Annotated in this window: 21 protein-coding genes; 9 read left to right on the top strand and 12 right to left on the bottom strand. The window is 61.4% G+C overall.

Annotation, left to right across the window (positions count from 1 at the left end):
• Positions 1-94: 94 nt before the first annotated feature.
• Complete coding sequence (locus tag ACVDHI_RS09125; protein WP_010674094.1) at positions 95-835, top strand: YebC/PmpR family DNA-binding transcriptional regulator; 741 nt, start codon at positions 95-97, stop codon at positions 833-835.
• A 348-nt stretch (positions 836-1,183) separates the two neighbouring features.
• Positions 1,184-2,809: a phosphoethanolamine transferase gene (locus ACVDHI_RS09130; RefSeq protein WP_201894894.1), complete on the top strand. Its 1,626-nt coding sequence runs from the start codon at positions 1,184-1,186 to the stop codon at positions 2,807-2,809.
• A 68-nt stretch (positions 2,810-2,877) separates the two neighbouring features.
• Here the strand turns inward: ACVDHI_RS09130 and nagC are convergent, their stop codons facing one another.
• Genes nagC through nagB form a run of 3 tightly spaced genes read right to left on the bottom strand, consistent with a single transcriptional unit; the run spans position 2,878 to position 6,052 of the window.
• Positions 2,878-4,092 carry a DNA-binding transcriptional regulator NagC gene (gene nagC / locus ACVDHI_RS09135; protein ID WP_010674096.1) on the bottom strand — a complete coding sequence of 405 codons (1,215 nt, stop codon included), beginning with the start codon at positions 4,090-4,092 and terminating at the stop codon, positions 2,878-2,880.
• A gap of 4 nt (positions 4,093-4,096) precedes the next feature.
• On the bottom strand, positions 4,097-5,242 hold the full coding sequence (gene nagA / locus ACVDHI_RS09140) for an N-acetylglucosamine-6-phosphate deacetylase (RefSeq protein ID WP_039039842.1): 1,146 nt from the start codon (positions 5,240-5,242) through the stop codon (positions 4,097-4,099).
• 9 nt (positions 5,243-5,251) lie between these two features.
• Positions 5,252-6,052, bottom strand: coding sequence for a glucosamine-6-phosphate deaminase (nagB, locus tag ACVDHI_RS09145; protein WP_010674098.1), 801 nt, complete (start codon positions 6,050-6,052; stop codon positions 5,252-5,254).
• A gap of 272 nt (positions 6,053-6,324) precedes the next feature.
• Here nagB and nagE point away from each other — a divergent pair, with 272 nt between their 5' ends.
• The 3 genes from nagE (at position 6,325) to glnS (ending at position 12,569) form a co-directional block, all read left to right on the top strand.
• Positions 6,325-7,779 carry an N-acetylglucosamine-specific PTS transporter subunit IIBC gene (nagE, locus tag ACVDHI_RS09150; RefSeq protein ID WP_039039841.1) on the top strand — a complete coding sequence of 485 codons (1,455 nt, stop codon included), beginning with the start codon at positions 6,325-6,327 and terminating at the stop codon, positions 7,777-7,779.
• Positions 7,780-7,901: 122 nt separating this feature from the next.
• Complete coding sequence (locus ACVDHI_RS09155; RefSeq protein ID WP_113070479.1) at positions 7,902-10,565, top strand: beta-N-acetylhexosaminidase; 2,664 nt, start codon at positions 7,902-7,904, stop codon at positions 10,563-10,565.
• A gap of 342 nt (positions 10,566-10,907) precedes the next feature.
• Complete coding sequence (glnS, locus tag ACVDHI_RS09160; RefSeq protein ID WP_041215537.1) at positions 10,908-12,569, top strand: glutamine--tRNA ligase; 1,662 nt, start codon at positions 10,908-10,910, stop codon at positions 12,567-12,569.
• A gap of 99 nt (positions 12,570-12,668) precedes the next feature.
• On the opposite strand, the gene fur is transcribed toward glnS, so the two are convergent.
• Entirely contained in the window at positions 12,669-13,097 is a 429-nt protein-coding gene (gene fur / locus ACVDHI_RS09165) for a ferric iron uptake transcriptional regulator (protein WP_010674102.1), read from the bottom strand.
• Positions 13,098-13,328: 231 nt separating this feature from the next.
• On the opposite strand from fur, the gene ACVDHI_RS09170 reads away from it, so the two are divergent.
• Positions 13,329-13,802, top strand: a complete 474-nt coding sequence (locus tag ACVDHI_RS09170) for a DUF4442 domain-containing protein (protein WP_010674103.1) — start codon at positions 13,329-13,331, stop codon at positions 13,800-13,802.
• A gap of 68 nt (positions 13,803-13,870) precedes the next feature.
• Here the strand turns inward: ACVDHI_RS09170 and fldA are convergent, their stop codons facing one another.
• From fldA to ACVDHI_RS09190, 4 genes are read right to left on the bottom strand one after another with little or no spacing between them, the layout of a single operon-like run.
• A complete protein-coding gene (fldA, locus tag ACVDHI_RS09175) occupies positions 13,871-14,395 on the bottom strand; it encodes a flavodoxin FldA (protein WP_010674104.1) in 525 nt (174 codons plus the stop codon).
• Between the two features lie 40 nt (positions 14,396-14,435).
• A complete protein-coding gene (ybfE, locus tag ACVDHI_RS09180) occupies positions 14,436-14,732 on the bottom strand; it encodes a LexA regulated protein (protein ID WP_005325670.1) in 297 nt (98 codons plus the stop codon).
• A gap of 20 nt (positions 14,733-14,752) precedes the next feature.
• Complete coding sequence (locus tag ACVDHI_RS09185) at positions 14,753-14,974, bottom strand: DUF2788 domain-containing protein (protein ID WP_010674106.1); 222 nt, start codon at positions 14,972-14,974, stop codon at positions 14,753-14,755.
• A 55-nt stretch (positions 14,975-15,029) separates the two neighbouring features.
• Complete coding sequence (locus tag ACVDHI_RS09190) at positions 15,030-15,794, bottom strand: alpha/beta fold hydrolase (RefSeq protein ID WP_447212017.1); 765 nt, start codon at positions 15,792-15,794, stop codon at positions 15,030-15,032.
• Positions 15,795-16,084: 290 nt separating this feature from the next.
• Here ACVDHI_RS09190 and seqA point away from each other — a divergent pair, with 290 nt between their 5' ends.
• Both seqA and pgm read left to right on the top strand, forming a co-directional pair.
• Positions 16,085-16,594: a replication initiation negative regulator SeqA gene (gene seqA / locus ACVDHI_RS09195; RefSeq protein WP_039039836.1), complete on the top strand. Its 510-nt coding sequence runs from the start codon at positions 16,085-16,087 to the stop codon at positions 16,592-16,594.
• Between the two features lie 53 nt (positions 16,595-16,647).
• Positions 16,648-18,297 carry a phosphoglucomutase (alpha-D-glucose-1,6-bisphosphate-dependent) gene (gene pgm / locus ACVDHI_RS09200; protein ID WP_447212007.1) on the top strand — a complete coding sequence of 550 codons (1,650 nt, stop codon included), beginning with the start codon at positions 16,648-16,650 and terminating at the stop codon, positions 18,295-18,297.
• Between the two features lie 74 nt (positions 18,298-18,371).
• Here the strand turns inward: pgm and ACVDHI_RS09205 are convergent, their stop codons facing one another.
• A complete protein-coding gene (locus tag ACVDHI_RS09205; RefSeq protein WP_447212008.1) occupies positions 18,372-19,253 on the bottom strand; it encodes a DMT family transporter in 882 nt (293 codons plus the stop codon).
• Positions 19,254-19,347: 94 nt separating this feature from the next.
• Here ACVDHI_RS09205 and ACVDHI_RS09210 point away from each other — a divergent pair, with 94 nt between their 5' ends.
• A complete protein-coding gene (locus ACVDHI_RS09210) occupies positions 19,348-19,830 on the top strand; it encodes a MarR family winged helix-turn-helix transcriptional regulator (RefSeq protein WP_042017340.1) in 483 nt (160 codons plus the stop codon).
• A gap of 45 nt (positions 19,831-19,875) precedes the next feature.
• Here the strand turns inward: ACVDHI_RS09210 and mltB are convergent, their stop codons facing one another.
• From mltB to ACVDHI_RS09225, 3 genes are all read right to left on the bottom strand, one after another.
• Positions 19,876-20,973: a lytic murein transglycosylase B gene (gene mltB, locus ACVDHI_RS09215; RefSeq protein WP_045525304.1), complete on the bottom strand. Its 1,098-nt coding sequence runs from the start codon at positions 20,971-20,973 to the stop codon at positions 19,876-19,878.
• A gap of 94 nt (positions 20,974-21,067) precedes the next feature.
• The gene (locus ACVDHI_RS09220; protein WP_104452683.1) at positions 21,068-21,670 is read right to left on the bottom strand and encodes a CDP-alcohol phosphatidyltransferase family protein; all 603 of its coding nucleotides are present in this window, start codon (positions 21,668-21,670) and stop codon (positions 21,068-21,070) included.
• Positions 21,663-22,325, bottom strand: a complete 663-nt coding sequence (locus ACVDHI_RS09225; RefSeq protein ID WP_323942775.1) for an ATP-binding cassette domain-containing protein — start codon at positions 22,323-22,325, stop codon at positions 21,663-21,665. The genes ACVDHI_RS09220 and ACVDHI_RS09225 overlap by 8 nt, the downstream gene beginning before the upstream one ends.
• Positions 22,326-22,329 lie beyond the last annotated feature (4 nt).

Genomic DNA, 22,329 nt, shown 5'->3' on the forward strand with positions numbered 1-22,329 from the left:
ATCGGCAACAAAGGCCGCAGCGATGCGGCCTTTCCCGTTTCCCCCTGGGCGCAACCAGTGTTACTGAAATTTCCAACTATAACGGAGAGTCCCTATGGCAGGTCACAGTAAATGGGCCAACATCAAACACCGCAAGGCGGCGCAAGACGCCAAGCGCGGCAAGATCTTCACCAAGCTGATCCGCGAAATCACCACCTCTGCGCGTCTGGGTGATGCCGATCCTGCCAACAACCCCCGCCTGCGTGCGGCGGTGGCGGCAGCCCTGACCAGCAACATGACCCGCGACACCATCAACCGCGCCATCGCCCGTGGGGCCGGCGGCGGTGACGGCGAGCAGCTCGAGACCATAGTCTACGAAGGGTACGGCCCGGCCGGTTCCGCCGTCATGGTGGAGTGCCTGACCGACAACCGCAACCGTACCGTGGCCGAAGTGCGTCACGCCTTCAGCAAGTGCGGCGGCAACCTGGGGACCGACGGCTCCGTGGCCTATCTGTTCACCAAGAAGGGGGTGCTGACCTTCGTGGGCGCCGATGAAGACGCCCTGATGGACGCCGCCCTGGAAGCCGGTGCCGACGACGTGGTGACCGAAGAAGATGGCACCATCGAGGTCTACACCACCCCGAACGACTTCGGCACCGTGCTGGACGGTCTGGAAGCCGCCGGCTTCAAGCCCGAGAGCGCCGAAGTGACCATGATCCCCTCCACCGAGGCGGAACTGGATGCCGAGACCGCGCCCAAGCTGATGCGCCTCATCGACATGCTGGAAGATCTGGACGACGTGCAGGAGGTGTACCACAACGGCTCCATCTCCGACGAGATCGCCGCGACCCTGTGATCCCTCAGGGCAAAGGGGAGGGCGACCACAACGGTCCTCTTCCCCGGCTCCGGCGAGATCGCCGGCCGCTCGCGACCCTGTTCAGGTTCGCGAACATACAGGTGCGACACCTTGTTCACCTTCGCAAAAACGGCAGCCCGGGCTGCCGTTTTTTTATGTGCCAGACCGCGCACCTCCCCTTGTGGTTCGATTTCCTCTCTTAATGTTCGCTTAAGTTTGCCGTCCTAGGATGACCCCGTATCTGGACCTCCCTGGCTCTTGTCCTGTTTTTCAGGGCCGAGTGTCGGGGTGGTCACCACGAAGCCTGCTGGCAGGTTGTTAGTTCCACTGGTTTGTCGGAGTCTCTCTATGCGTCTCACTCTGGGAGTGATGAAGGTCAATCTGTTGCTGGTGCTGCTGTTTGCACTGGTCTTCAACTGGCCCATTTTCCTGCACTTTTATCGCATCCTCACCGCCCTTGAACACGTCAAGGCGGGGTTTGTCCTCTCCATACCCCTGGTGCTGGTGGCGGCCCTCAACGCGGTGTTCCTGCCCTTTACCTTCCGTTATCTGCTCAAGCCCTTCTTCGCCTTGCTCATCATGACCGGCTCCCTCGTCAGCTACGCCATGCTCAAGTACGGGGTGATCTTCGACATGGGCATGATGCAGAACATCATCGAGACCAACAGCGGGGAGGCGGGCTCCTACCTCAACGGTTCCGTGGTGCTCTGGTTCCTGCTGACCGGCCTGTTGCCGGTGCTGGTCCTGCTGTGGGTGAAGATTGAGTATCCCCGTCCCTGGTACAAGGGACTGGGTCTGCGCCTCGGCTCCATCGCCCTCTCCTTGCTGTTTCTGGTGGGGGCTGCCGCCCTTTATTACCAGGATTACGCCTCGGTCGGGCGCAACAACAAGTCCCTCGGCAAGGAGATAGTGCCCGCCAACTATGTGCACGGGCTCTACAAGTACGCCCGGGATGTGGTCTTCGCCACTCCCATTCCCTACCAGCAGATCGGCACCGATGCCAGGGTGATCGGCCAGCATGAGAAGCCGACCCTGATGTTCCTGGTGGTGGGGGAGACGGCCCGCAGCCAGAACTACTCCCTCAACGGCTACAAGAAGGAGACCAACGGCTTCACCGAGAAGGAGGCCAATGTGGTCTCGTTCAGGAACGTGCGCTCCTGCGGCACCGCCACGGCGCTCTCCGTGCCCTGCATGTTCTCGAACATGACCCGGCGCGGCTATGACGAGGCGAGGGCCCAGTCCCAGGATGGCTTGCTGGACGTGCTGCAACATGCCGGGATCTCGGTGCTCTGGAAGGAGAACGACGGCGGCTGCAAGGGGGTGTGCAAAAACGTCCCCACCATCGAGATTGAGCCCAAGGCATTCCCCGCATACTGCTCCGGCAATGCCTGTCATGACGAGGTGCTGTTGCAGGGGCTGGATCAGCAGATCGCCGACATGCAGGGCAAGCAGGGCAGCAAGCTGGTGGCCTTCCACCTGATGGGCAGCCACGGTCCGACCTACTATCGCCGCTACCCGGCCGCCGATCGCGTCTTCCTGCCGGACTGCCCGCGCAGCGACATCGAGAACTGCAGCAACGAAGAGCTGGTGAACACCTATGACAACACCATCCGCTACACCGACAAGGTGCTTGCCCAGCTCATCGACAAGCTCAAGAGCCTGGAGAGCCAGTACAACGTGGGGCTGGTCTATCTGTCGGATCACGGCGAATCCCTCGGCGCCATGGGGCTCTATCTGCACGGCACCCCCTACAAGTTCGCACCGGACGATCAGACCCGGGTGCCGCTCCTGACCTGGTTTTCTCCCCAGTTGCAGGCGGACCGTCAGCTCAATCTGGATTGCCTGCAACAGGAGGCAGCCAGCAAGCGCTTCTCCCACGACAACCTGTTCCACTCCATGCTTGGCATCATGGACGTGCAGACCCAGGTCTATGACGGCAAGCTGGATCTGTTCAAACCGTGCCGGGCGGGGTGAACCGGCGAAAACAGACCATAAAAAACGGCAGCCACTGGCTGCCGTTTTCGTGCCCGAAGGGGTGGGCCTTACTTTTGCTCCATGATGATCTGCAGCAGATCCCCTTCCAGCAGGGAGCGCTTGACCAGGGCGAAGCCGCCGATGGTGGGCTGGTTCTGGAAACGCGCCTTAACGATGGGCAGGCCGCGATGGAAACTTGGCAGAGACTGGTGCTCGACACAGCGGCGGATGGCCGGGATCAGGATCTCTTCGGCGGCGGTGATTTCACCGGCGATGAGCACCTTCTGGGGGTTGAACAGGTTGACCGTGATGGCGATGGCGCGCCCCAGGTGCTCCCCCACGTTCTCGATCACGCTGCGGGCCAGCTCGTCACCGGCCACCGCCGCCTTGCACACCTCCTGAATGGTGATGTGCTTCTCTTGCAGCGAACTCAGGTGACCGCGGCTGATGAGCTCCTTCACCTTGTCGACGATGGCCTCGTTGGAGGCGATGGTCTCGAGGCAGCCGAAGTTGCCGCAGTGGCAGCGCTTGCCAAGGGGTTCGACCTGGATGTGGCCTATTTCGCCGACGTTGCGGTTCTGGCCAAGAAACACCTTGCCCTTGGTGATGATGCCCGAGCCCGTCCCCTGGTGGACACTCACCAGGATGGAGTCCATGCAATCGCGGGACTCGCCGAAGAAGTGCTCGGCCAGCGCCAGCGAACGGGTGTCGTTGCCCACGTAGCAGGGGAGGTTGAAGTGGTGCTCCAGGAGCTTGGCGAGCCCCAGGTTGCGGATCTGGTAGGTGGGGGTGTAGATGACCATGCCGGATTCCGGGTTGACCAGACCCGGCATGGTCAGCGCGATGCTGATGAGGTTGCGGCTGCGATCCTGATTGGCGTCGATGAAGGCGCCAATCTCCCGCAGCAGCATGTCCACCACGGGTTGCTGCTCGATCTCGGTCACCTGGGTGATGTGCTGATCGAGCTCCTTGCCGTCGAGGTCATACAGGGAGAGCTGCAGGTAGCCGCGACCCAGCTTGGCGGACACAAACTGGAAGCGATGCTTGATGGTGGTCAGGGAGATGGCGCGGCGCCCGCCAGTGGAGGCTTGCGGCGAGGTTTCCCTGATGAGGCCGTGCTCGATCAGTTGCCGGGTTATCTTGGTCACGCTGGCCGGGGCCAGCTGACTCAACTCGGCAATTTTGACCCGCGAGATGGGCCCCTGCAGGTCAATGAGGCGATAGACGACCGCACTGTTTACCTGCTTGATAAGATCTACGTTTGCTATTTGTCCGCCAGTCATAGTGTCACTGTGTTGTGTAGTGTCCGTTAACCACGGTCCCGCAGACCGCGAAGGCCTGATCAAAGACGGTGAGGTTGGCAATTTTTCCGACCTGGATACTACCGAGACGCGAGTCCCATCCAATGGCGCGAGCGGGGTAAAGGGTGGCCATTCTCAGTGCTTCGTCGAGCGGCAATCCGACCTGTTTGACCAGATTTTCCACCCCTTCGATCATGGTGAGGGCGGAGCCGCCGAGTGTACCATTCTCATCGACGCACTGACCATCGCGGAAATAGACGGTTGCGCCGCAAAAATCAAATTTCTCAAAGCCTTCCGGTGCGCCTGCCGCCGCGGTGGCATCGGTGACCAGCACCAGCCGCTCCCCCAGCATCCTGTGCGCCAGGCGCACGTTGGCCCAGTGTACGTGGTGGCCGTCGACGATGATGCCCGCATAGACATCCTTGCGATCGTAGATGGCACCGACCACGCCGGGCTCGCGACCATTCAGGGTCGGGGTCATAGCGTTGTAGAGGTGGGTGGCAAAGCGCATGCCGTTGTCAAAGCCCGCCATGGCCTGGTCGTAGTTGGCGGCGGTGTGGCCGGCGGAGACCAGGATGCCGGCCTCCACCAGACGGCGGATGTGCTCGGGCTTGTTGCGCTCCGGCGCCAGGGTGATCTTGGCGATGGCGTCCGCGTTGTCGCAGAAGAAGTCGATCATCTCGTCGGCGGGCTGGCGGATCTGTTCGGCCGGGTGGATCCCCTTGCGCTTGAGGTTGGTGTAGGGCCCTTCCAGATGGACGCCAAGCACCTCGTTGGGGTGGGCGGCCATGTAGTCGCGGGTGACGGCGACGGCCTGCTTCATGTCCGCATCCGGGCTGGTGATCAGGGTCGGCAGGAAGCTGGTTGTCCCGGATTTCAGGTTGGCCGCCTGCATGGTGGCCAGGGTGTCCGTGGTGATGTGACCGTTGAACATGACGCCACCGCAGCCGTTGAGCTGGACGTCGATGAAGCCGGCGCTGAGGTTGGCGCCCTGGAGGTCAATCTGCTCGATGCCAGCGGGCAGTTCTGCCTGGCGGGAGATGGCGACAATCTTGTCGCCATCGATGACCACGCCATAACCGGTCAGCACGCAGCTGCCGGTGTAGAGAGTGCAATTAGTCAGAGCGTACATGGGAGCTCCTCAGAGGTGCTTGATGTTGTCGGCTTCCAGTTGCTGGAAGTAGCGCACCGTCTTGACCTTCAACTCCATGGTGGAAGGTTCGTCGCACACCACAATCCCTTTCGGATGCAGTTGCAGGGTGGAGATGGTCCACATGTGGTTGACGCTGCCCTCCACGGTGGCCTGCAGGGCCTGGGCCTTGGCGTGACCGACCACCAGGATCAGGATCTCTTCGGCGTCCATCAGGGTGCCGACACCCACGGTCAGGGCCAGCTTGGGCACCTGCTCCATGTCGCCGCCAAAGAAGCGGGAGTTGGCGATGCGGGTGTCTTCGGTCAGGGTCTTGACCCGGGTACGGGAAGCCAGGGAAGAGGCCGGTTCGTTGAAGGCGATGTGGCCGTCATTGCCGACGCCGCCCATGAACAGGTGGATCTTGCCGTAGGACTTGATCTTGTCTTCGTAACGCTGGCACTCGGCCACCAGATCCTCGGCGTTGCCATTGAGGATGTTGATGTTTTCCGGGCGAATGTCCACGTGATTGAAGAAGTTGTTGTGCATGAAGCTGTGGTAGCTCTCCGGGTGTTCCTTGGGCAGCCCCACGTACTCGTCCATGTTGAAGGTGACCACGTTCTGGAAGCTCACCTCGCCGGCTTTATGCAGCTCAATCAGGCGCTTGTAGGTGTTGAGCGGGGTGCCGCCAGTGGGCAGACCCAGCACGAAGGGGCGCTCGGCAGTGGGTTTGAACGCATTGATGCGGTCAACGATGTAACGGGCAGACCAGAGACCCACCTGGCTGGCAGACTTCAACGGGATCAGGCGCATTCTATATACCTCAGTACGGTTGCCGCACAGGGAGTGACGGCAAGGGACCAGACACGGATTCAAGTTGTTTTATAGCGTAAATAAAGATTGCGAACTAAGCCACATCTATCGGCTACCTTTATCTCTGTTGAGTGATAATGATCACGAAAGCTGGTTTATTAATTTGCGCAGCGAAATAAAACACATAGACTGCCAATCAAGCCTTGATGGCTTATGCGTCGAACGTGATAAGCACTTAATTTCTAGAAAAACACCAACTAAGGAGAGGAACCGTGAACATTCTCGGTTATTTGCAAAAGATCGGCCGTGCCCTGATGGTGCCGGTAGCGGTATTGCCTGCCGCCGCGATCCTGATGGGGATTGGCTACTGGATTGACCCGAACGGTTGGGGTGGCGGAAGCCCTCTGGCTGCGTTTCTGATCAAGGCGGGCGCCGCCATCATCGACAGTATGCCCATTCTGTTCGCCGTCGGCGTCGCTTACGGCATGTCCAAGGATAAAGACGGTTCCGCCGCGCTGGCCGGTCTGGTCGGCTTCCTGGTGGTCACCACTCTGCTGAGCCCGGGCGCCGTGGCCCAGATCAAGGGTATCCCGGCCGACCAGGTGCCGGCAGCCTTTGCCAAGATCAGCAACCAGTTCGTCGGCATCCTGTGTGGTGTCATCGCCGCCGAGCTCTACAACCGCTTCAGCAGCGTGGAGCTGCACAAGGCGCTGGCCTTCTTCTCCGGTCGTCGTCTGGTGCCGATCGTGACCTCCGTGGTGATGATCGTCGTCTCTTTCATCCTGATGGCCGTCTGGCCGGTCATCTATGGTGGCCTGGTGAGCTTCGGTGAATCCATCGTCAGCATGGGCTCCACCGGTGCCGGCATCTATGCCTTCTTCAACCGTCTGCTGATCCCGGTCGGTCTGCACCACGCCCTGAACTCCGTGTTCTGGTTCGACGTGGCCGGCATCAACGACATCCCGAACTTCCTGGGTGGCCAGTCCTCCATCGACGCCGGCAAGGCTGTCGTGGGCGTGACAGGCATGTACCAGGCCGGCTTCTTCCCCATCATGATGTTCGGTCTGCCGGGTGCCGCACTGGCCATCTACCACAGCGCGAAGAAAGAGAACAAAGAGAAGGTTGCGTCCATCATGATCGCTGCCGCCTTTGCCGCCTTCTTCACCGGGGTGACCGAGCCGCTCGAGTTCTCCTTCATGTTCGTGGCGCCGGTACTGTACGTCATCCACGCCCTGCTGACCGGTATCTCCGTGTTCATCGCAGCCTCCATGCACTGGATCGCCGGTTTCGGCTTCAGCGCCGGTCTGGTGGATATGGTGCTCTCCAGCCGCAACCCGCTGGCGACCCAGTGGTACATGCTGCTGGTACAGGGTCTGGTCTTCTTCGGCCTCTACTACGTGGTCTTCCGCGCCGTGATCGCCAAGTTCAACCTGAAAACCCCGGGTCGTGAAGATGACGAAGCCGTGCCGGTACAGGCTCAAACCACCGACCGCACCGAGCTGGCCAAGCAGTATCTGGAAGTGCTGGGTGGTCAGGAGAACCTGGTGACCATCGATGCCTGCATCACCCGTCTGCGTCTGACCCTGAAAGACCGCAGCATCGTTGATGAGCGCAAGCTCAAAGCTCTGGGCGCGGCCGGTGTGGTCAAGCTCGGTGAGCAGAACCTGCAGGTGATTCTGGGCCCATTGGCCGAGATCATCGCCGGTGAGATGAAAGCCCTGCGTTAATCGAGCGACTCGCTCACCTCAAGTCTAAGTCCATTGTTGACATAACTAAGGGCCCCGCCTCGGGGCCCCATATAAAAAAAGCCAAGAAAATCCAACCTTTACTTCAAATGAGAGCAGCAGTTATGAACTTGAAACATTCTCTGTTAGCCATTGCCATGTCTACCGTTTTCGCCGGTCCCGCACTTGCAGCCGATGCTGCCAGGCAAGCGGTGGTCGACGCCCTCGCCAGCAACCTCGTCGTCAAGTACGAAGTCGTCACCAATGACGGTGCCGGCGCCGGTCTTGACTGCCAGGCGCTGGGCTCCGAGTGGGCGAGCTGCGGCGTTGCCAAGCTGCACCTGACCAACACCGGTGCCGACGTCACCTCCAAGGACTGGAGCATCTATGTCTCCTCCATCCGCCGCATCCAGCGGGTGGACAACGACCAGTTCACCATCACCCACCTGACCGGCGACCTCTATCGTTTGACGCCGACCGAGAAGTTCCAGGGCTTTGCCAAGGACGCCACGGTCGAGGTGCCCCTGGTGGTGGAATACTGGGTATTGTTCGAATCTGACATCATGCCGAACTGGTATGTCGCCAGTGAAGGGGCCGAGCCGAAAGTGCTGGCCAGCATGAGCAACATCGACGATGCCAGCACCTACGAGAAGCCGATGCCGGCAGATGGCTGGAAGCGCACCAAGGATGACAACAACATCCTGATGAACAGCGAGACCCGTTTCGCCGCCAACCAGACCAGCACCCTGCTGCCTGCCGGCAAGATTGACGACCGCATCCTGCCAAGCCCGATGAAGCAGGTGGTCAAGGCCGGCCCGCAAGTCGACTTCTCCACCATCAAGCTCAATGCCCTTGACCTGCCAAGCGATCGCGCCGAGGCCCTGAAGGCGCAACTGACCAAGCTGGGTGTTACCCTCTCCGACACCGGCTACCCGGTCACCATCAAGCTCGGCAGCAAGCTCAAGCAGGCCGAAGGCTACGACATGACCATCGGCAAGAAGGGCACCGTCATTCAGGGGCACGACGTTGACGGCGCCTTCTGGGGCGCCCAGTCTCTGATCTCTCTGCTGGGGGTTGACGACAAGCTGGTGAGCCAGATGAGCGTCGAGGATGCGCCGCGCTTTGAATACCGGGGCATGCAGACCGACGTGGCCCGTCACTTCCGAAGCCCGGAGACCATGAAGAAGCTGGTTGACCAGATGTCCGCCATGAAGCTCAACGTGCTGCACCTGGGGCTGACCAACGATGAAGGCTGGCGTCTGGAGATCCCGGGCCTGCCGGAGCTGACCGACGTCGGCAGCCAGCGTTGCCATGACGAGTCCGAAACCAAGTGCCTGATGCCGCAGCTTGGCTCCGGCCCCACCAGCGACAACCAGGGCTCCGGTTTCTACAGCAAGGCGGACTACATCGACCTGGTACGCTATGCCAAGGCCCGCGGTGTGACCGTGATCCCCGAGATCAACATGCCGGCCCACGCCCGTGCCGCCGTGGTCTCCATGGAGGCACGCTACAAGCGTCTGATGAGCGAGGGCAAAGAAGCCGAGGCCAACCAGTTCCGTCTGACTGACCCGGCCGATACCTCCAACGTCACCTCGGTACAGTTCTACGACAAGATGTCCTTCATCAACCCCTGCCAGCCGGGTGCCGCCACCTTCGTTGCCAAGGTGATGGACGAAGTGGCCCAGATGCACCAGGCCGCCGGCCAGCCGCTGACCGCCTGGCACTACGGTGGTGACGAGGCGAAGAACATCATGCAGGGCGGTGGTTACCAGGATCCGGCCGTCACCAAGAAAGAAGACCTGGTGGCCTGGAAGGGCAACGTCGACTCCAGCAAGCAGGACAAGCCGTTCGGCAAGTCCCCCATGTGCCAGAAGATGATCGACGATGGCAAGATCAAGGACGTGGCCGAGCTGCCGGTCTACTTTGCCAAGGAAGTGAGCGAGATGGTCAAGGGCCACGGCTTCTCCACCCTGCAGGCGTGGGAAGATGGCCTGAAGTACGCCACGGATGCCAGCGTATTCGCCACCGACAAGACACGGGTCAACTTCTGGGAAACCCTCTACTGGGGTGGTTTCAACGAGGCGATGAAGTGGGCGCACAAGGGCTATGACGTGGTGCTCTCCAACCCGGATTACCTCTACTTCGACTTCCCGAACGAGGTACACCCGGCTGAGCGCGGCTACTACTGGGCAACCCGCTTCAACGACACCCGCAAGGTGTTCGCCTTCGCCCCGGAAAACCTGCCGCAGAACGCCGAGACCTCGGTTGACCGCGATGGCAACGCCTTCGTGGCCAAGGGTGACCAGGATCCGGTCAAGTTCAAGGGGATCTCCGGTCAGCAATGGAGTGAAACCGTGCGCACCGATGCCCAGTACGAATACATGGTCTATCCGCGCATCTTCTCCGTGGCCGAGCGCGCCTGGCACAAGGGCGGCTTCGAGCTCGATTACGTGAAGGGTCGCGAGTTCTCCGGCACCACCAAGCATGTCAACAAGGCCACCCTGAACAAGGAGTGGAACCAGTTTGCCAACGTGCTGGGTCAGCGAGTGCTGCCCAAACTGGACCAGGCCGGGGTGGAATATCGCCTCTCCGTACCGGGTGCCAAGGTGGTGAACGGTGTGCTGGAAGCGAACGTGGATCTGCCGGGTCTGCCCATCCAGTACAGCCTGGATGGCAAGAGCTGGAGCGCCTACGACGCTGCCGCCAAGCCGACCGTGGATGGCAAGGTCTACCTGCGTACCACCAGCTTCGATGGCAAGCGCACCAGCCGCGTCACCGAGCTGAACTGATAGCTAGCCTTCAATCCATAACGCAAGGTGGGTCGCAAGACCCGCCTTTCCCAAGGTCGATGGCCATCGGGTTTGGGAAAGGTTGACTCTGCGTGTGAACCTTTGTTGTGTGTGTTTTGTCTGTTTTTCATCACTTGAGACCCCGCCCCGTGCGGGGCTTTTTTTGACCAGGATCTCTGCAATTTCTCCCGTTTCGCCGTTTTTGGTGCGCCAATGACCCGAATTGGCCAAATTCAGGTTGAGGCAGGGCGCGTAATGAGGGATCATACCCGGCTTGACGGCGGGGGTATGAGGGTGCCAGCCGGCACAACGTCCGCCAGTGACGCATTTTTGAGGTGAGCCATGAGTCAGGCGAACAGCCCAACTAACTTTATTCGTCAGATCATTGATGAAGATCTGGCCAGCGGTAAGCACAGCAGCGTGCATACCCGTTTCCCGCCGGAGCCGAACGGTTATCTCCATATCGGCCACGCCAAATCCATCTGCCTGAACTTCGGCATCGCCCGCGACTATCAGGGTCAGTGCAACCTGCGTTTCGATGACACCAACCCGGCGAAGGAAGACATCGAGTTCGTGGAGTCCATCAAGCAGGACGTCCAGTGGCTGGGCTTCCAGTGGAGCGGCGAGATCTGCTACTCCTCCGACTATTTCCACAAGCTGCACGGCTACGCCATCGAGCTCATCGAGAAGGGACTGGCCTATGTGGACGAGCTCTCCCCGGAGCAGATGCGCGAATACCGCGGCACCCTGACTGCCCCTGGCAAGAACAGCCCGTTCCGCGATCGCAGCGTGGAAGAGAACCTGGCCCTGTTCGCCAAGATGAAAAACGGTGAGATGGCCGAAGGCTCCGCCTGCCTGCGCGCCAAGATCGACATGGCATCCCCCTTCATGGTGATGCGCGATCCCGTCATCTATCGCATCAAGTTTGCCCACCACCACCAGACCGGTGACGAGTGGTGCATCTACCCGATGTATGACTTCACCCATTGCATCTCGGACGCCCTGGAGGGGATCACCCACTCCCTGTGTACCCTGGAGTTCCAGGACAACCGTCGCCTGTATGACTGGGTGCTGGACAACATCAGCATCGACTGTCACCCCCGTCAGTACGAGTTCTCCCGTCTGAACCTCGAATACACCGTCATGTCCAAGCGCAAGCTGAACCTGCTGGTGACCGAGGGGCACGTGAACGGCTGGGACGATCCGCGCATGCTGACCGTCTCCGGTCTGCGCCGCCGTGGTTACACCCCGGCCTCCATCCGCGAGTTCTGCAAGCGCATCGGTGTGACCAAGCAGGACAACATCGTCGAGATGAGCATGCTGGAAGCCTGCATCCGCGACGATCTCAACGAGAACGCCCCGCGCGCCATGGCCGTGCTGCACCCGGTGAAGGTGGTGATCGAGAACCTGGCGGCGGACGAGGTGCTGACGGCGCCTGCGCACCCGAACAAGCCGGAGATGGGGACCCGTGAGCTGCATTTCTCCCGCGAAATCTTCATCGACGAGGCGGACTTCAAAGAGGAAGCCAACAAGCAGTTCAAGCGTCTGGTGCTGGGCAAGGAAGTGCGCCTGCGCAACGCCTACGTCATCAAGGCCGAACGGGTCGAGAAGGATGCCGACGGCAAGGTCACCTGCATCTACTGCTCTTACGACCCCGAGACCCTGGGCAAGGATCCGGCGGACGGCCGCAAGGTGAAAGGGGTGATCCACTGGGTCAGCGCCACTCACTCCCTGCCAGCCGAAGTGCGTCTCTATGACCGTCTATTCAAGGTGCCGAACCCGGGCGCCGAGGATGACTTCGAAGCGGCCCTGAATCCGGAATCCCTGGTGATCATCGAAGGGGCCCGGGTGGAGGCTTCCCTGAAGGATGCCAAGCCGGAGTTTGCCTACCAGTTCGAGCGTGAAGGTTACTTCTGCGCCGACAACAAGCTCTCCAGCGCCGAGCACCTGGTGTTCAACCGCACCGTGGCCCTGCGTGACGTCTGGGGCAAGGCCGAGGCCTGATAGAAGAGGGCAGGGGAGACCCTGCCGCTTCTGGTCCGGATTGCGGACACAAAAAAGCCAGCATCATGCTGGCTTTTTTATTGCGCCGACCCGGCCGAATCAATCGTCGTGCTTGCAGTCACCGTTGGCGCAGTGGCCATACAGGTAAAGGCTGTGGTTGGTCAGGCGGATGTTGTGCGCCTTGGCGATGTCGCGCTGGCGCTGTTCGATCACCTCGTCGGAGAACTCGATCACCTTGCCGCAGTCGAGGCAGACCAGGTGGTCGTGGTGCTCCTGGGTGGCGAGCTCGAACACCGACTTGCCCCCTTCGAAATGGTGACGGGTGACGATACCGGCATCATCAAACTGGTTGAGAACGCGATAAACGGTAGCGAGACCAATCTCCTCGCCCTGATCGATCAGCCGTTTGTACAGATCTTCCGCACTGGTGTGCTGGCAGTCCGGCTGTTGCAGGATTTCCAGGATCTTGACACGGGGCAAGGTGATCTTGAGCCCGGCCTTTTTTAACGCTTGGTTGTTGTCTGCCATTTCTATTTATTCGCATTCTCGAAGGTGTGGTTATTCTGATTGACTGCCGCTGTAATGGCAACCACGAACTCGCTTGGCCTGTCATTATAGGTCGTAGCCAAGTTAAAAATAAACCCAGCAATTCAAGGGCTTTAGCTCATCAAGCCCATCATGGGAATATTCAGGTCCGCTTGCTCGACCAGAGAATGTTGATACTATGTGACTTCTTTATAGTCTGGTCGGATGAGATCCATGGATTGGCTTTTCGGCAATGCCGCCTGGGTGCGCTGCGCCCTCAACGCCTGGCCCCCCTTCTGGGGCGCAGGCATCAAGATAGAAACCCTGAGCCCCGATTTCCGCTTCTGCCGGGTCACTCTCAAGTCCCGCTGGTGGAACAAGAATGCCAACCGGACCCAGTTCGGCGGCAGCATGTTCGCCATGACGGATCCCATCTACCCGTTGATGCTGATGGGCTATTTCAAGAACCGCTACTACGTGTGGGACAAGGCGGGCAGCATCAATTTCATCAAGCCGGGCAAGGGCAAACTGGTGGCGGAGTTCACCCTGAGCGACGCCAAGCTGGCATCGATCGTGGCGGCGACCGAGGGGGGAGAGAAGCACTTTCCCGAGTTCGAGGTGCAGGTGCAGGATGGCCAGGGCGAGCTGGTGGCCCAGGTGAAGCGCACCCTCTATGTCAGATCCAAGCCCCAGCACAGGGGGGGCTGAATGCCTGCTGCAGATGCAACAAGGGCCCCGTCGGGGCCCTTGTTGCATGAAGAGGGAGGGAGATCAGATCACTCCAGCTCGCCCAGGCACATCTCTTCGTGCAGCTGTTTGCACCAGCCCTTGACGCGCTCGGCGGTCAGCTCCGGCTGGCGATCTTCGTCGATGCCCAGGCCCACGAAGTGCTTGTCATCCACCAGTGCCTTGGAGGCTTCGAACTCGTAGCTCGCGGTCGGCCAGTGGCCGATGATGATGGCGCCCTTGGCTTCGACGATGTCACGCAGGGTGCCCATGGCGTCGAGGAAGTACTCGGCATAGTCTTCCTGATCGCCGCATCCGAAGATGGCCACCAGCTTGTTGTTGAAGTCGATCTCTTCGAGTTCGGGGAAGAAGTCGTCCCAATCGGCCTGGGCTTCGCCGTAGTACCAAGTCGGGATGCCGAACATCAGCAGATCGAAGCTGTCGATATCGGCCTTGCTGCTCTTGGCAATGTCACGGACTTCAATCAGTTGTTTGCCCAGTTCTTTCTGGATCATCTTGGCGACAGCTTCGGTATTACCGGTATCGCTGCCGAAAAACAGACCTACACTAGCCATAGTGTTTCGTTACCCGTATCTGGTGTTGATGCTTGACGGTTCAGATTGCGATGCCTGCTGCATGAGCAGACTCGATCTGTTGCTTCAGGATAGATTGGATCAGCTCGGCTCGGCTGACGTTCTGTTGCAGCGCAAGTTGGTTCAGGCGCTCCAGCAACTCGGCTTCCACCTTTAACTCGACCCGTTTCAGCCCGTTCTCACGATCGCGCTTGAGCTGGTTGCGCTTGTTGATCTTGAGCTGGGTCTCGCGGGGGAGTGGATTGGTCTTTGGCCTGCCGGGGCGCTTCTCAGTTGCGAACAGATCCAGTGTTGTTCGATCAGTTTGCTGTTTGGCCATACATCACAGATGAAAAGTAGTTAGCCGATCCCTGAGCCTTCCCAGCCCATTTCGATCAGCCCCTTGGCGACAAAACCCGCGCAACCCAGAAACAGCACCAGCCAGACGATGAAGCGGCCGAAGCGGGGCACATTGCCCCGTTTGAGCACGTCCTGAATGGCCAGACCAATCAGCAGGAAGATGGCCACGAAGAACAGTTTCAGGCCCAGACTCTCGATGAGATCGATGTGTTCACTCAGCATGGATTGCGCGCACTCCTTAAGACGGGCGCACTATATCACAAAGGATTTGAAACTGTTAACCGCCTGTCGACAGGAAATCCACAACCAGTTTGTTGAACAAAACCGGCTTTTCCGCGTGCAGCCAGTGACCCGTGCCGGCGATGACGCGGGCCTTGGCGGCCGGGAACTGGGCCATCGCGGCCCCGGTGTATTCGGGCAGTATATAGTCGGAGTCGCCCCCCTTGATGAAGAGTGTCGCGCCTTCGAAGCGGCGTTCATCGTCAGGCCAGCCCATGATGTTGGCGTAGTTGCGCTCAAGGGCCGGCACGTTGAAACGCCACCCCCATCCAGACTCCCCTTTGGCGAAGGATTTGAGCAGGAACTGGCGCACCCCGGCGATCTCGATGTGCTCGGCCAGCATGGCTTCCGCCTCGCTGCGGCTCTGGGGGGGCGTGGCCAGCGTGGCATTGAGCCCGGCAAACACGTTCTTGTGGCGGGCGTGGGGATAGGCAACCGGGGCGATGTCCGCCACTACCAGCTTGCTGACCATTTGAGGGGCCTGCTTGGCGACCTGCATGGCGATCTTGCCCCCCATGGAGTGACCCACCAGGGCCACCTGTTCAAGTCCAAGATGGTCCAGCAGGGCCAGGATGTCCGCCGCCTGGGCCGGGTAGCTCATCTCGTCCGAGTGAAAGGAGGCGCCGTGATTGCGCAGATCGACGCTGATGACCCGGTATTGTTCGCTGAGGGGGCGCGCCAGCAGGCCGAGGTTGTCCAGGCTGCCAAAGAGGCCATGGATCAGCACGACAGTCGGGCCTTCGCCCTGATCCTTGAAGTTCAATCGTGGGTATTGTTGCAAAATGACACCTTATCGGTCGTGGGCTCTATCGCCATAATTTTTAACACACTGAAAGAAAAGGATTTCATTCCTGATGGGGGATTTTTTTGTGGTTTTTTTTCAAAAATATCTCCCCGGGATCGGCTATCAGTGCGGGGGATCACACACTTGGCCCGTCATTATGCCGTATTCTCAAGGAGATTCATGCACATCTGTCCGCCCCTTGCTTGGGCTGCCGGGTCTGCCTATGTATAATCGCCGCATCCGAATTTCGACGAGTCCAGCGCATCCCTATGAAAACCATCGAGCTTGATGACGATCTCTACTTCTTTATCGCGAGCCAGACCCGGCACATCGGCGAGAGTGCGTCCGATATCCTGCGTCGCCTGCTGGAGCAACCCGCCCAGGCCGGCACGGCAACCGTGGCGGCCACGCCTGCGACGCAACCGCAGCCCGTGGCTGATGCCCTGGGGCTGGAGGCGTTGCTGGATTCCGGCGAGCTGCAGAAAGAAGAGAAGTCCATCAACCGCTTCATGCTGGTATTGAGCACCCTCTATCGGGACAACCCGGAAGGCTTCACCCAGGCGACCGAGATAAAAGGGCGCAAGCGCGTCTACTTCTCCCGTGACCCGGAAGCGCTGCGTGCCAGTGGCAGCACCACCAAGCCCAAGCCGGTACCGGAGACCCCGTTCTGGGTGATCACCAATACCAATACCAGCCGCAAGCAGAACATGGTGGCCCAGCTCATGAACAGCATGGGTTATGACGAGGATCTGACGGCTCGGGTGTGCGGCGCCGTTTAACCCATCAATGACTTCAGGCCTTGCCGGGCAAGGCTCAGCTCAAGGAAAACGCCATGGCACAGCATTCCCACGCCGGTCAGCCGGCTCGTCTTTGCGATCTGACCAACATTCCCCGTCTGGTCAGCGCCTACTACCTCAACAAGCCGGACATGAGCCGCCCTGAGCAGCGGGTCGCCTTCGGCACCTCCGGTCACCGCGGCAGCGCCCTGCACAGCGCCTTCACCGAATCCCACATTCTGGCGGTGACCCAGGCGCTGGTGGAGTACCGCCAGCAGGCCGGTATCACGGGGCCGCTGTTCGTCGGCATGGATACCCATGCCCTGTCTGAATCCGCCTTTGCCAGCGCGGTGGAAGTGCTGGCGGCCAACGGTGTCGAGACCCTCATTCAGGCCGGCCTCGGCTTCACGCCGACCCCGGTCATCTCCCATGCCATCCTGCGCCACAACGCAGGCAAACCCGTGGCCCAGGCGGACGGCGTGGTGATCACCCCGTCCCACAACCCGCCGGAAGATGGTGGCTTCAAATACAATCCGCCCCACGGCGGTCCTGCCGAAGGCGAGATCACCAAGTGGGTGGAAGACCGCGCCAACGCGATCCTGGAAGCGGGCCTGGCCGGTGTGAAGCGGATGCCGTTTGCCGAGGCTCTCAAGAGCCCGTTCGTGGTGGAACACGACTATGTCACCCCTTATGTGGATGATCTCGAGAACGTGCTGGATCTGGCCGCCATCAAGCAGGCTGGCATCAAGATAGGCGTGGATCCGTTGGGTGGCTCCGGCGTCGCCTACTGGGACGTCATCGCCAGGCGCTACGGTCTGGACATCGAGGTGGTGAACTACAAGGTCGACCCGACCTTCTCCTTCATGACCCTGGACAAAGACGGCAAGATCCGGATGGACTGTTCCAGCCCGTTCGCCATGGCGAGCCTGATTGCCCTGAAAGACAAGTTCGACATCGCCCTTGGCAATGACCCTGACTACGACCGTCACGGCATCGTCACCAAGGCGGGCCTGATGAATCCGAACCACTATCTGGCGGTGGCGATCCAGTATCTGTTCACCCACAGAACCGGCTGGCCCAAGGGGGCGGCCGTCGGCAAGACGCTGGTCTCCTCTTCCATGATCGACCGGGTAGCCGGCGAGATCGGTCGCACCCTCAAAGAGGTGCCGGTCGGCTTCAAGTGGTTCGTGGACGGTCTCTACAGCGGCGAGTTCGGCTTTGGCGGCGAGGAGAGCGCTGGTGCCTCCTTCCTGCGCAAGGACGGTACTGTCTGGACCACCGACAAGGATGGCTTCATCCTGGCGCTGTTGGCGGCCGAGATCCTGGCGGTGACCGGCAAGGATCCCCAGGCCCACTACGATGCGCTCGAAGCCAGATTCGGCCGCTCCAGCTACCGCCGCATCGATGCCCCGGCCAACAGCGCCCAGAAGGCGGTGCTCTCCAAGCTGGATCCGGCCCTGGTGGAAGCCTCCACCCTGGCTGGCGAGTCCATCCTCGCCAAGCTGACCAAGGCACCGGGCAACGATGCCGCCATCGGCGGCCTGAAAGTGGTGACCGAGAATGGCTGGTTCGCGGCGCGCCCCTCCGGTACCGAGTCCATCTACAAGATCTACATGGAGAGTTTCAAGGGGGAGGCGCACCTGGACCTCATCCAGCAGGAAGCCCAGCAGATTGTCTCCGCCGCCCTGGCCAAGGCCGGCGTCTGACCCTTACGGCAACAACCCATGTGAAAGAGGAGCCCTGGTGGCTCCTCTTCTTTTTGTGTCGGGTTGACTGCGGATCAGCCGTTGTCGACGCTGCCGGTGGCGGCCTTGCGGTTCTGCCAGCGCTTGAGGAAGGAGCGGGCCGGCAGCTTCATCAGGAAGAGAGAGAGCAGGATGATGCCGATGCCGAGCCACTGACGGCCATCCAGGGTTTCTCCCACCATCAGCACACCGCAGGAGACCGCCACCATGGGGTTGGTGAGGGCCAGCATCCCCATCACCTCCGGGCCATGGCGTTTGAGTCCCCAGAGCCAGGCCCAGTAGGCCAGAGCCGTATTGAGGATCACCAGCCAGATAAGCCCGGGAGTGGCGTCAGCCCGGGGCAGGGGCATGGGGCCGGCCAGCCACCAGGCCAGCGGGATCAGCATCAGGCCGCCCAGCAGCAGCTGCCAGGCGGTCAGGGCCAGCAGATCGTCCACCGGCCAGCGTTGCATCCAGCGGCTCGACTGGCCGATGAGCAGGGTGGCGAGCAGGGCGCACGCCACGCCGACGGGATCCAGATTGGCAGAGGGATTGAGCAGCAAGAGCACCCCGACGAGCCCCATCACCCCCAGCAACAGCCACTTGATCGTCGGTCTGACACCGTCTTGCAGCCAGGCCAGCCCCATCAGGATGAGGGGCAGCGTCGCTCCCAACGTACCCGCCACGGCGCCGGGCAGGCGAAACGCCGCCACGAACAGCAGGGCGAAGAAGGCGGTGATGTTGCAAAACGCCAGCAGGAACTGCCTGCTCCAGACGAGAGGCGGCCTGCGGGGATGGAACAACAGCAGCAGCACCCCGGCGGGGAGGGCGCGCCACACGGCCACCCAGTAGGGGGAGTAGTCGGTCAGGTAGAGACTGACGACGGCATAGGTGCTGCCCCAGAGCAGGGGGGCGAGCAGGGCGATCAGCAGTGGCATGGTTATCTCGCAACAAAGTATCTTCAAGTAAAGATACATTAGTCGCGAGTTGGTTTATTATCAAGTATCTTCATGTAAAGATAATGGAGCCCCAATGGAGAGTGATCATGTAGATCAGCTGCTGGCCCAGTGGGCCCGGCAGCGCCCGGACCTCGACTGCACCCCCATGGGGGTGCTGGGGCGGGTGGCGCGCATGGCGGCGATCGCCGGGCGCGAAGTGAGCGAGACCCTCAAGGAGTGCGGTCTGCTGGGGTCTGATTTCGATATCCTGGCGACCCTGCGTCGGGCCGGCGAGCCGCTGACCCCGACCGCGCTCTACCAGTCCGCCATGCTGAGTTCAGGGGCCATGACGGCCCGGCTCGACAAGCTGGAGCAGCGTGGCCTGATAAGACGTGAAGCCTCCCCCGATGACAGGCGCAGCCTGCTGGTCTGCCTGACGGAGCCGGGGCGGGAGCTGGTTGACCATGCGGTGGAGCAGCACGTGGCAAACGAGCGTCGCCTGCTGGCCCCATTGAGCCTGGCCGAACAGGAGCAGCTGGCGGCCCTGCTCAAGCGCTGGTTGCTGGAAAACGAATAGCAAAACGGGCCCATCGGGCCCGTTTTCGTTGGCATTGAGGCTGGCTCAGTAGCCGCCTCTGGCATCCCTGACGGCAAGGCCAAGCTGCCATACCGCCATGGCGTAGTGGGTGCTGTGGTTGTAGCGGGTGATGGCGTAGAAGTTCGGCAAGCCGTACCAGTACTGGTAACCGGTGCCGACATCCAGACGCAGCAGGCTCGCCTCTTTGTGATTGCCAAGGGAGCCGGTGGGAGCCAGCCCGGCACCGCGCAGGGTGGCCACCGGGTAGCGGGTCTGGAAGCCGTGCTCATAGCCCGGCAGCTGTCCCTGGCCGCGTACTGCCACCGGCTGCCCTTTCTCCCAGCCGTGGGCCTTGAAGTAGTTGGCCACGCTGCCGATGGCATCCACCGGATCCCACAGGTTGGTGTGGCCGTTGCCGTTGAAGTCCACCGCGTAGTTGCGAAAACTCGACGGCATGAACTGGCCGTAGCCCATGGCCCCGGCATAGGAGCCCTTGGGTTCGGTGGGGTCCATCCCCTCATCCCGGGTCATCACCAGGAAGGCTTCCAGCTCGCCGGTGAAGAAGTCGGCGCGGCGCGGGTAGTCAAATGCCAGGGTCGCCAGGGCGTCGAGAATGCGGGTCTTGCCCATCACCCGACCCCAGCGGGTCTCCACCCCGATGATGCCGACGATGATCTCGGGTGGCACCCCGTAGATCTGCTGCGCCCGGTTGAGTTCACTCTCGTATTCACGCCAGAAGTTGACGCCGTTCTGTACGTTGTCCGGGGTGATGAACTTGGCGCGGTAGCGGTTCCAGGCGCCGGTCGGGCCGGTGGGCGGTCTGGTGGTGGGGGCCTGGGCGTCCATCAGCTTGATGATCCAGTCATAACGCTCGGCCTGGGCCAGTACCCGGTGCAGCTCGGCGCCGTCGAAGCCGTGCTTTTGCACCATCCGCTGCACGAAGTTGTCCACGTTGGAACGATTGGCGAAGTCCCCCTTGCTGACCCCGGGCTGGCTCACCTGCCCGTAGAAGGGTTTGCTCGGCGGCGTCTGGTTGATGAAGGCGCTGTTGGGTTGGGGTTTGACCACGGGCTTGGGCGCCGGCGTGCTGCTGCAGCCGTAGATCAGGGGAAACAGGGAGAGGACACAGACAAGGCGACGCATAGGGTTCTCGTGAGCCTGAAAAAGAGTGCCGTCATGGTAAAACATTGGCGTGCAGGCGCAAGTGCTCCGTGCCGGCGCGCCCTCCGGGATCCCGTCAGCGCAGGGTGTGGTAGCCGCTCCAGATCCGGGTCAGGGTCGTGATGGCACAGAGCAGGGCGAAACCGTAGGCCAGTGGCACGAAGGCGGCGGGCCAGAGGCACATGAGCACGAAGAGGGCGATGGTTTCGCTCCCCTCGGTAAGCCCGCCCAGATAGTAGAGGGATTTGTGGTGGTAGACGGGGCTCTCGATGCCCCGTTTGCCGGCCATGATGGCAAAGGCCAGAAAGCTCGATCCCGTGCCCATGAAGGCGAACAGCAGGGTGGCGGCGGCCAGGGAGTTGGCCGGGTCGGCGAGGGCAAAGCCCAGCACCACGGCGGCGTAGAAGATGAAATCCAGCGTGATGTCGAGAAACCCGCCGCAGTCGGTGATGCCCGTTTCCCGCGCCACGGCGCCATCCAGCCCGTCCAGCAGCCGGTTGAGCAGAATCGCCGCCAACGCCCACTGATAGCAGCCAAAGGCCAGCAGCGGCAGCGCCAGCATGCCGATGAGAAAGCCGGCGAGGCTCACCTGGTTGGCGCTCACCCCGGCCCGGCACAGGGGGCGGGCGAGCGCGGCGAGGGGGCGGCGGATAACCGGGATCAGGTGGCGATCAAACAAGGTGGTGCTCCTCTTCTGGGATGGCTGGGGGGATCAGTTGCAAGATGGTGCCCGGCGCATCCTCTTCGTCGTGGGTCACCAGCAGGGCGGGGATGGCCTGCGTGCGCAGGCGCTCGAACACCAGGGTTCTGAATGCCGCCCGCAGCGGCTTGTCGAGGCGGGAGAAGGGCTCGTCCAGCAGCAATGCCCTGGGCTCGGCCAGCAGGGCTCGCAGCAGGCTGACGCGGGCTTTCTGGCCGCCGGAGAGCGCCCCTGGCAGCTTGTCCGCCTGAGCCTCCAGCCCGACCTCGGCCAGCGCCTCGTGGGCCCGGGTCTGCCTTGCCGCCATCCCCTTGAGATGCGCCGGCATGCCGAACATCAGATTTTCTGCCACCGTCAGGTGGGCAAACAGCAGGTCATCCTGAAACAGGATGCCGACGCCCCTCTCCTGGGGGGGCAGCGGGGTGAGGCGATGTGTGCCGAGCAGGATGTCCCCGGTCAGCCGGATGGGGCCCCCGGGTGGCAGCACTCCCGCCAGGGCCGCCAGCAGGGAGCTCTTGCCACAGCCGCTCGGTCCCATCAGGGTGAGCACCTCGCCCGGGGCCACCCTGAGGGGGGGGAGCGTCAGCAGGGGGGCACCGTCGAGGAAGAGGGTGAGTGTGGAGGTGTGCAGCATCGGG

The organism is Aeromonas sp. 25-248, assembly GCF_053005425.1.

What these genes read in the sequence shown, in the direction of transcription:
- ACVDHI_RS09125 (WP_010674094.1), top strand. Translation starts at nt 95, where the DNA reads ATGGCAGGTCACAGTAAATGGGCCAACATCAAACACCGCAAGGCGGCG.
- ACVDHI_RS09130 (WP_201894894.1), top strand. Translation starts at nt 1,184, where the DNA reads ATGCGTCTCACTCTGGGAGTGATGAAGGTCAATCTGTTGCTGGTGCTG.
- nagC (WP_010674096.1), bottom strand. Translation starts at nt 4,092, where the DNA reads ATGACTGGCGGACAAATAGCAAACGTAGATCTTATCAAGCAGGTAAAC.
- nagA (WP_039039842.1), bottom strand. Translation starts at nt 5,242, where the DNA reads ATGTACGCTCTGACTAATTGCACTCTCTACACCGGCAGCTGCGTGCTG.
- nagB (WP_010674098.1), bottom strand. Translation starts at nt 6,052, where the DNA reads ATGCGCCTGATCCCGTTGAAGTCTGCCAGCCAGGTGGGTCTCTGGTCT.
- ACVDHI_RS09155 (WP_113070479.1), top strand. Translation starts at nt 7,902, where the DNA reads ATGAACTTGAAACATTCTCTGTTAGCCATTGCCATGTCTACCGTTTTC.
- glnS (WP_041215537.1), top strand. Translation starts at nt 10,908, where the DNA reads ATGAGTCAGGCGAACAGCCCAACTAACTTTATTCGTCAGATCATTGAT.
- fur (WP_010674102.1), bottom strand. Translation starts at nt 13,097, where the DNA reads ATGGCAGACAACAACCAAGCGTTAAAAAAGGCCGGGCTCAAGATCACC.
- ACVDHI_RS09170 (WP_010674103.1), top strand. Translation starts at nt 13,329, where the DNA reads ATGGATTGGCTTTTCGGCAATGCCGCCTGGGTGCGCTGCGCCCTCAAC.
- fldA (WP_010674104.1), bottom strand. Translation starts at nt 14,395, where the DNA reads ATGGCTAGTGTAGGTCTGTTTTTCGGCAGCGATACCGGTAATACCGAA.
- ybfE (WP_005325670.1), bottom strand. Translation starts at nt 14,732, where the DNA reads ATGGCCAAACAGCAAACTGATCGAACAACACTGGATCTGTTCGCAACT.
- ACVDHI_RS09185 (WP_010674106.1), bottom strand. Translation starts at nt 14,974, where the DNA reads ATGCTGAGTGAACACATCGATCTCATCGAGAGTCTGGGCCTGAAACTG.
- seqA (WP_039039836.1), top strand. Translation starts at nt 16,085, where the DNA reads ATGAAAACCATCGAGCTTGATGACGATCTCTACTTCTTTATCGCGAGC.
- pgm (WP_447212007.1), top strand. Translation starts at nt 16,648, where the DNA reads ATGGCACAGCATTCCCACGCCGGTCAGCCGGCTCGTCTTTGCGATCTG.
- ACVDHI_RS09205 (WP_447212008.1), bottom strand. Translation starts at nt 19,253, where the DNA reads ATGCCACTGCTGATCGCCCTGCTCGCCCCCCTGCTCTGGGGCAGCACC.
- ACVDHI_RS09210 (WP_042017340.1), top strand. Translation starts at nt 19,348, where the DNA reads ATGGAGAGTGATCATGTAGATCAGCTGCTGGCCCAGTGGGCCCGGCAG.
- mltB (WP_045525304.1), bottom strand. Translation starts at nt 20,973, where the DNA reads ATGCGTCGCCTTGTCTGTGTCCTCTCCCTGTTTCCCCTGATCTACGGC.
- ACVDHI_RS09225 (WP_323942775.1), bottom strand. Translation starts at nt 22,325, where the DNA reads ATGCTGCACACCTCCACACTCACCCTCTTCCTCGACGGTGCCCCCCTG.